Origin of the sequence: Mycobacterium helveticum (assembly GCF_007714205.1) — a bacterium.
GTDB classification, from domain to species: Bacteria; Actinomycetota; Actinomycetes; order Mycobacteriales; family Mycobacteriaceae; genus Mycobacterium; species Mycobacterium helveticum.
Window position 1 is genome coordinate 1 of sequence record NZ_VMQU01000177.1, and the last position, 8,576, is coordinate 8,576.

The 8,576-nt window shown below is 67.0% G+C and carries 7 protein-coding genes and 1 pseudogene; 3 read left to right on the plus strand and 5 right to left on the minus strand.

The features are described 5' to 3' along the window. The 3 genes and pseudogenes from FPZ47_RS29930 to FPZ47_RS25215 all read left to right on the plus strand — a co-directional run. Positions 1-114, plus strand: a pseudogene (locus tag FPZ47_RS29930) (HNH endonuclease signature motif containing protein); the annotation flags it as partial. A gap of 40 nt (positions 115-154) precedes the next feature. Then, entirely contained in the window at positions 155-1,063 is a 909-nt protein-coding gene (locus FPZ47_RS25210) for a LysR family transcriptional regulator (RefSeq protein ID WP_144950301.1), read from the plus strand. 101 nt (positions 1,064-1,164) lie between these two features. Further along, positions 1,165-2,337: an NAD-dependent formate dehydrogenase gene (locus FPZ47_RS25215; RefSeq protein ID WP_144950303.1), complete on the plus strand. Its 1,173-nt coding sequence runs from the start codon at positions 1,165-1,167 to the stop codon at positions 2,335-2,337. A gap of 358 nt (positions 2,338-2,695) precedes the next feature. On the opposite strand, the gene FPZ47_RS29935 is transcribed toward FPZ47_RS25215, so the two are convergent. From FPZ47_RS29935 to FPZ47_RS25240, 5 genes are all read right to left on the minus strand, one after another. After that, on the minus strand, positions 2,696-2,914 hold the full coding sequence (locus FPZ47_RS29935) for a hypothetical protein (RefSeq protein WP_246133338.1): 219 nt from the start codon (positions 2,912-2,914) through the stop codon (positions 2,696-2,698). Between the two features lie 62 nt (positions 2,915-2,976). Continuing rightward, positions 2,977-4,473 carry a glycoside hydrolase family 130 protein gene (locus FPZ47_RS25225; RefSeq protein ID WP_144950305.1) on the minus strand — a complete coding sequence of 499 codons (1,497 nt, stop codon included), beginning with the start codon at positions 4,471-4,473 and terminating at the stop codon, positions 2,977-2,979. Continuing rightward, positions 4,470-5,492 carry a glycosyltransferase gene (locus FPZ47_RS25230; protein WP_144950307.1) on the minus strand — a complete coding sequence of 341 codons (1,023 nt, stop codon included), beginning with the start codon at positions 5,490-5,492 and terminating at the stop codon, positions 4,470-4,472. The genes FPZ47_RS25225 and FPZ47_RS25230 overlap by 4 nt, the downstream gene beginning before the upstream one ends. Next, entirely contained in the window at positions 5,489-6,604 is a 1,116-nt protein-coding gene (locus FPZ47_RS25235; RefSeq protein ID WP_246133339.1) for a glycosyltransferase, read from the minus strand. The genes FPZ47_RS25230 and FPZ47_RS25235 overlap by 4 nt, the downstream gene beginning before the upstream one ends. Before the next feature lie 334 nt (positions 6,605-6,938). After that, positions 6,939-8,384, minus strand: coding sequence for a lipase maturation factor family protein (locus FPZ47_RS25240; RefSeq protein ID WP_144950312.1), 1,446 nt, complete (start codon positions 8,382-8,384; stop codon positions 6,939-6,941). Positions 8,385-8,576: the final 192 nt, after the last annotated feature.

Genomic DNA, 8,576 nt, shown 5'->3' on the forward strand with positions numbered 1-8,576 from the left:
GGCGACACCGAATGGATCCCACCCCCACACCTCGAGCGCGGCCAACCCCGCACCAACACCTACTGGCACCCCGAAAAACTCCTCCAAAACGGAGACGACGAGGACGAGGCATAGCGGCAGCGGTGGTGCCCGTGCGGCGTGGTCGAATGAAGCCGTGTTGTTCCGTCAGCTGGAGTATTTCGTGGCGCTCGCTCACGAGCGACATTTCGCGCGCGCCGCCAGCGCCTGCTACGTGTCGCAGCCCGCGCTCTCGGAAGCCATCCGCAAGCTCGAACAGGAACTCGACGTGCCGCTGGTCCGGCGCGGCCGGAAATTCGAGGGCCTCACTCCCGAAGGCGAGCGTCTGGTGCATTGGGCGCGGCGCATCCTGGCCGACCGCGACGCCCTCAAACAGGAAGCCGCGGCGCTGCAGACCGGTCTGACCGGCGAACTTCGAGTGGGTGTGGTGCCCGCGGCCTCGACTACCGTTGCGCTGCTTACGGATCCGTTCTGCGCCACGCACCCGCTGGTCCGCGTCCGACTCGAGATGAATCTGCGATCCGCCGGAATCGTCGAACGCGTCCGCCGGTTCGAATTGGACGCCGGGGTCCTCTACCCCGACCAACAGGACACCGACGAGCTTGTCGTCACCCCGCTGTACCAGGAGCGGCCGGTGCTCATCGCCGGTACCGAGCTGCTCACCGGCCGGTCGGGCACCATAACCTGGTCCGAAGCGATCGAATTGCCGTTGTGCCTGTTGACGCCCGGCATGCGTGGCCGCCGGCTCATCGATGACGCGCTGGCAGGTCAGGGTAGGACGGTGACACCGCAGCTGGAGACCGATTCCCTGGTGACCCTGCTCGCCCACGTGCGCACGGGCCGGTGGGCCAGCATCGTCCCGCAACCATGGCTCGAAACCCTCGGCACTCCCGCCGGGGTCGCCGTCCTGCCGCTCGACCAGCCACCCGTGCGGGCTCTCATCGCGCTCGTCACCAACAAGGCGGAGCCAGGCTCGCCCGTCACCCGCGCGCTGATTCGGGCCGCGCACGACGCCGGCATCCACGAGGCGCTCGACGGGGTGTGATCAACGGTGATCGGCGCGGCCTATCGCCCGGTCGGAAACACGTCTTGGACACCTTCGTCGTAGTCCCCCGAGACTGGGTTGTCCCTGAAGGAGGATTCTCAATGGCCAAGTGCGTGATGGTGCTCTATCCCGATCCCGTCGGCGGGTACCCGCCCAAATACGCGCGCGACAGTATTCCGGCGATCGCGGGTTACCCCGACGGCAGCACCGTGCCGACCCCTTCGCGGACCGACTTCACCCCCGGGGAGCTGCTGGGCTGTGTCTCGGGCGCGCTGGGTCTGCGGAAGTTCTTCGAGGACCGCGGGCACGAGTTGGTGGTGACGTCGGATAAGGAGGGGCCGGATTCGGAATTCGAACGTGAACTTCCCGACGCGGATATCGTTATCTCCCAGCCGTTTTGGCCGGCGTACCTCACGCAGGAGCGCATCGCGAAAGCCCCCGGACTCAAGCTGGCGCTGACCGCGGGAATCGGCTCGGACCACGTGGATCTCGAGGCCGCGAAGCGTCGTGGGATCACGGTGGCCGAAGTGACGTACAGCAACAGCATCAGCGTCGCCGAGCACACGGTGATGCAGATTCTGGCGCTGGTGCGCAACTTCCTCCCGTCGCATCGCTGGGCCGCCGAAGGGGGGTGGAACATCGCCGACTGTGTGGAGCGCGCTTACGACCTGGAGGGCATGGACGTCGGGCTGATCGCCGCCGGACGGATCGGGCGGGCGGTACTGCGTCGGCTGGCGCCGTTCGACGTCAACCTGCACTACACCGACACGCGCCGGCTCCCGCCGGAAGCGGAGATGGACCTGAACGTGACGTTCCACCCCGACGTGCAGTCGCTGGTGAGTTCCGTCGACATCGTGTCCATTCATTCGCCGCTCTACGAGGACACCCGCCGGATGTTCGACGAGAGGCTGCTGGCCACGATGCGGCGCGGCTCCTACATCGTCAACACCGCACGGGGCGAGGAGACCGTCCCCGACGCGATCGCCGCGGCGCTCGCGAGCGGCCAACTCGCCGGTTACGCCGGTGACGTGTGGTACCCGCAGCCGCCGCCGGCCGACCACCCGTGGCGCACCATGCCGAACAATGCGATGACGCCACATGTTTCGGGCACCACACTGTCCGCCCAGGCGCGCTACGCCGCCGGAACCCGCGAGATCCTGGAGTGCTTCTTCGCGGGGACGCCCATCCGTCCCGAGTACCTGATCGTCGAGGGCGGGAAGCTCGCGGGCACGGGAGCCCTTTCCTATCAGACGATTCCGCGGGCAAGCGGGTGACACGCGCGGGAAGATGCGATGGATTCCGTTGCGGCCTAGGGCGATTCCTGTTGTGCAACGACATTGTCCGGCGGCGCGGAAGGGCACCCACCGGGTGAGCAGGATACGCATCGACAAGGGTTTGGACCGGTACGCCCCAATTCGCCGCGGCCGAGGCCGGTGATGGTGTCCATCTCGTCGCGCCGAGGCTGAAGTCGAAGATGTCGGACTTCGAATTCATCCGGCAGGCGGGGCGCTTTCCGCTGGTGCCCGAGCACCCGGATGGCGGATGGTCCTGCCTGTGAGCGTGCGGTTGTGCACCGGTTCGCCCGTCGACTTCTGATGTTCAAGCTGCCGGATCAGCTCGTGCTTGGCGTCGTCAAGCACGAGCGATGTCAGGGTCATCGATGACCACTATCAGGGGCGTGAGCCCGGGTAAGGTCGTCCGCAGCGTGACGCGCTGCTCCGTGCGGCCGCGTTCATGCAACGCGACTTCCAGGCTGACGTCATTCGGGTCCCACCGACCCAGATGCGCCCCGCGCGTCGCCAACGCCTCCAGCCCGTGCGGACGTTCCTTGGCGACGAATCGCGCACCCATGCGTAGCATGTACTCGCCGAGCGGATTGTGCGTTCTGTCGTCGGTTTTTTCGCATCGTGACCTCATCTCGGGCGTTCAGGTTGCTGGGCCATCGCGGCCAACAGCTCTGGAAGTGGCATGGTGGCGATACCGATGGCGCTGTCGCCGATGCCGTAGGGGATAACCAGGGTATCGGCGTGAACGAGTGCGCCGCAGGAGTAGACGACGTTCGGCACGTAGCCGTTCTGCTCGTCGGGAGCGGGGGTCAGCAGCGGTCGCCGCAGCCGCCCGAGCACCCTCGTCGGATCGTCGAGATCGAGCAGGATCGCGCCGATGCTGTACGTGCGCATCGGTCCCACTCCGTGGGTAAGCACCAGCCAACCCGCATCGGTTTCGATTGGCGGACCGCAGTTTCCGAGTTGCAGCGTCTCCCACGCCTCGGCCGGCCGCTGACAGGGTGACGTGTTGGTCCAGATCGACATGTGGTCGGCGAAAGCGACGGTGTTCGTTTCTTGGTCCGATCGCGACATGGCGGCGTAGCGGCCGCGTATCCGGCGGGGAAACACCGCCAGGCCCTTGTTGGCCGCGGCCTGGCCGACGAGCGGTCCGGAGGTGAACGACTGAAAGTCCTTGGTCTGGAGTAGTTGTTGGCTGACATGGGATCCGGTGTAGGCCGTGTAGGTGGCGTAGTAGGTGACCGATCCGTCGTCGTCAACGAAGCGGACGAAGCGGGCATCCTCCATGCCGGCCTGCTCGGCTTCCATCGATGGCCAGAGCACCCGCTCGGAAAGCATTACCTCGCTAGGGAATTCGACGGTGTAGGACCGCGAGGCGATAGCGCGGATCAGGTCGACCGCACGCTGAGCGTGTCCGCGGGTGCTGAGGTGGGCGCGCAGGCTGTCGAGTCGTTCGTCGAGTTCGGGTCCGGTGAAGCGGTCACCGAGCGCTTCGAAGACGTAGGCGGCGGCGTCGCCCGCGTTGGCGATGCGGCCGAGCTCGACGCCGAACACCGATGCGTCGAGCAGCGCGCCGGAGACTCGTCCGGTTGCGGCGTACGGGGCTGGTTCGTCGATCGTGGGCTGACCCGCAGCGTCGACGACACCGGTGCGGAACCCGATCGACGACTGGTGTCCCTCCCCGATCCCCCGCACGCTCATCACGAAACGCAGGCTGTTTGGCGCCGTGTCGGATTGGTCGGGGTGGGCCACGATGCTCGGGTTGCACAGCGCCGCGCCCTCGATGGCGTACTCCATGGTAAAAGCCGCGCCCAGCAACAGCATTCGCGCATCGGAGAGGTGGCGGTCGGGCTTCAGCCGGTCGGCGAGTTCGCGGGCGTGCCGACGAAACGTGTCCTTGAGGTGACGGTGCCGGCCGTCGAAGCGGGTGAGGACATCGTCGAGGGTGGATTGAACGTCGTCATCGGTCAAAGCGAGGATGCGCGAGAGCACCACGCCCGCGCGGGACTCCTGAGGCTCGAAGCCCTCTTGGCCCGGTACGAAGAACCGTGTGATCACACGGGCGGGGTCGGCGGCGAGTCGTTGCGGGTTGCGTGTGACGAGCCCAGATCTCACCGAAGTCATTGTGGGACAGTGGAGAAACGGCGAACCTGTTGAAAGGTGGATATCACCGCGAGGGTCGACTCGGCGCCCTGGTTGAGGTTCACCCCGTCGGCGAGCAGGCCGTCGAAGCCGCCACCGGTCTCCGGATCCCACATGACCTGGCCGGCGCGGTTGTCGCCCTGGAACCAGGCGGCGGCGGATCGGATGGCCTCGGGCCAGAGTGGTCGCGGATCGACGGTTGCGGCGCGCGCGCACGCGTCGGCGAGCGTGGCGACCTCGATCGGCTGCTGATCGAACGCCGGTTGGCCGTCGTGGGGTCCCCGACCCCCGACCGGGGTGGGCGAGAGCTGACCGTCGGCCGTCTCGTAGTCGAGCAGCCACTCCAATAGCTCCAAGCCACGCCGAGACAGCGCAGGGTCGTCCAGTGCGACACCTGTCGCGATCATCGCCTCGGCGAGCACCGCGTTGGCGTAGGTGAGTCGGGCCTCAGGCCACGCCCAGTCGGGGTCGCTGTTGCGACTGGATACATTGGCGGCGTAGTCGGCGAGGAGTCTCAGCGCCGCTGGGTGCTCGGGCTCGGCGGTGACGAGTTCGGCCGCGCCGACGGCAGCGAAGGCCATTGCCCGCGGCCACGGTGATCTGGCCTTGGCGGCGCGTTCGAATTGAATGGTGGCCAGCCGGCGGACCAGACTGACGTCACTGTGCGCGGCGGCCGTGCCGAGGCCCCAGATGCAGCGGCCCCAGTGGTCGTCGGTGGTCGGCTGATCGGTCCAATGCCCTGTTTTGTCCATGCGGTTGCGGCAGGCACCGTTGTAGGACTGGGCATCGTTCAGGAACGTGAGCGCCTTACCGGCGAGACCGTTCAACTCACGCGGCGTTTCGGGCTCCCGGGTGGCGACGACGAGCACCCTGGCCATGTCGTCGGTGCAGTAGCCGTGCTCGCGGCGCGGTTCGGTGAGGAGCGCATGCTCGTACGTGGCGCGGTGGTCCGTCATCCGAAGTAGGTGTGCGAATACCGGGTTGGGCGCAGTGGCAGTCATGCTCGTGCCAAGCGCGCTGCGACGAGCCGTTTCGCCATGTCGAGGTAGGCGTCGGCGACGGTGGACCAGGCCATCGTCGGCGCCAACTTACGAGCCTCCGAGGCCATGGAGCCAGCCGCACGCGGGTCGGTCAGAACCAGTCGCAGGGCGCCGACCAGTGCGTCGGGGTCGTCGTGTGGGATCACGAGGCCCGCGCCACTGCCGAGCAACTCGACGGCGTGGGGGAAGGCGGTCGCGACGACGGGCCGACCGGTTGCGACGGAGTCGACCAGCACGCCGGAGGTGACCTGTTCCCTCGAGTCGTAGGGCAGGACGATCACGCTGGCCTCCAAGATGAGCGTGGTCAGCGCGGCGGGGCTGCGGTACATGGGGTCGAAGGACACCGAGTCGGCGACGCCGAGGAGCTGAGCCCGTGCGAGGCAGGCTTCGCGGTAGACCTCGCCTTCGGCGGCCAGGACCTTGGGGTGGGTGCGGCCGGCGATGAGGTAGCGTGGTCGGCCCGGGAGCTTCTTGAGCACGGCCATCGCGTCGATGACGCGTTCGATGCCCTTGCCCGGGCCGATGAGCCCCCACGTCAAGATGATGGGGCGGGCGGAACGCTTCAGGGCGGCGGTCTTGGGGAGCTCCGCACCGTGGGGGATCGTGACGACCTTGTGGCGTTGGACGGGGAACCCGTCACACAGCCGGCGCTGGGCGGTCTCCGACATGACGACGACTTGATCGGCCAGTGCCACAGCCCGTTCGAGCACCGAACGTTGTTGTAGCGTCGGGTCTTTGAGCACCGTGTGAGCGACGACGATCGACGGGACGCGCAAGTTTTCCATGATCTGGACGACTTCGTCACCATCGGGCCCGCCGTAGATGCCGTACTCGTGCTGGATGACGGCGACGTCGCTCTGGTTCAGCAGCTCTGAGGTTTCCGCAATCGACGACGGTGAGCCGTTGACGAGCTCACCGACGACGTTGGGGCGGGTAGACACTTCATCATCGGCGATGCGTACCACGCTGACCGCGGCGCCCTTGGCGGCCAACCCGTCGGACAAGGCCGCGCTGAAGGTCGCCAGCCCGCACGGAGTCGGTGGATGAGTGCTGAGGATACCGAAGCTCGGCATGTACGAAAAGTGTTGCATCCCAAAGGGAGCAATCAACGGCTGGACCAACGATGGAGCATTCAAAATTATCCCGACTGAGCGGTAAGCGATGTGTCCGGCGTGAGCGAATGCTCGGCAGATCAGCGGTCAGAAGCTGAGCCGTTCCGGATGCACTGAGAGTACTAGCTACCCTGACGCTACACCCTCACGGGCAAACCCACAACGAAACGCAAACCGGGTGCACCCCGGCAGACGCGGATACCCTCCACCGCAATCAAGACCCCAAGACCCAAAGACCAACCGTCCGGCTTACCCGCGGAATCGGGTCAGAGGTAGCGCGCCGTATCACGGCGTCTCACGGCGTGGGAGACGCCGCCTCCCGCAGCGTCATCGGCGCGACATACCCGCCCACCGGAGTGCGGTGCCACCACGCCCGGTCACGCCGCAGCTCCGCAGGTGTGGTGAACCGGTATTCGTAGAGCTGCGCACGCACATGCCGGGGCGGGGAGTCAGGAAAAGGGTTGTGTCGCAACAGGCGCAGCGTCGGACGGTCGTTGCGCAGCAGCCGCTGCAGCAGCGGGCGCAGCCATGGCTGGGCGTAGCCGGGGGAGATGGCCGCAAACCACATCAGCCAGTCCAGCCGCAGGTGGTACGGGGCCCACTGGCGGGGCAGGCGGCGCACCGCGCCCGGCTTTCCCTTGAACTCGTATTCCTTCCACAGCGTCTGGCCGGTGATTTTCGCGTCGCCGGTACCTTCGATCACCACCTCGCGCCGGACGCGCCCGATGCTGCCGAAGGCACCGTAGGTGTTGACCAGGTGGAAGGGGTTGAAGGACATGTTCATTCGCTGGCGCGGGGACAGCATGTTGCGCATCGGCCAATAGCTCAGGCACACCACGGCGACGGTGAACGCCAGCACCAGGACGGCGAACCACGACGGCGGCGCAGCCGGCGCGGCGTGCGCGGGCACCGGCAGCAGCACGGCCCATGCCGAGTCGTCGATCGCGCTGCACGCCAACAGGATCGTCACCCAGTTGAGCCACGCGAAGTTTCCCGAGGCCACCAGCCACAGCTGCGTGACGACGATGATCGCCGCGGCCACGCCGGCCACCGGCTGCGGAGCGAACAACCCGAACGGCACGATCAGTTGGGCGAAGTGGTTGCCTGCCGCCTCGACGCGGTGCAGCGGCTTGGGCAGGTGGTGGAAGAACCAGCTCAACGGCCCGGGCATCGGCTGCGTCTCGTGGTGGTAGTACAGGCACGTCAGGTCCCGCCAGCACGGGTCGCCCCGCATCTTGATCAGCCCGGCGCCGAATTCCACGCGGAACAACAAAAATCGCGCCATCCACAACGTCAGCACCGGCGGCGCCGTGTGGTCGTTGCCGAGGAAGATCATCAGGAACCCGGCCTCCAGCAGCAGCGACTCCCAGCCGAACGAGTACCAGGCCTGCCCGACGTTGACGATCGACAGGTACAGCACCCACAGCGCCAGCCACATCAGCATCGCTGCCCACAGCGGCGCGAGGTCGGCGACGCCGGCGACGACGGCGGCCGACAGGGCCGCACCGAACCAGGACACGCCCGCGAAGAGACGGTCGGAGTAGCGGAGCTGAAACACGCTGGGCGCCGTCCAGAACGACCTTCCGGCCAGAAAACGCGGCACCGGCAGTATTCCGTGCTCCCCGATGAGCGCCCGGAACTGCAAGGCGGCCGCCAAGAATGCCAACAGGTAGACGGCCGCGGTGCCGCGCTCGAGCACCAGTCTGCCCAGCCAGTATTCGGGTGCGGACAACCAGCCCATGTGCGTAACTCCTCAGACGGTGGCGGTGACACCACCCGGCATATCCAGTCAACCAGCCGGTAAACCGGCAGCCAAGACCCGAGCCGGGCCTTAACTTCGGGCTAATCGTCACCGACGGGCCGCTGCCCGGCCCGCATCGTCACCGCGGTGTCAATGCCGCGGTTCCTCCTCGGGCCGCTGCCCGGCCCGCAT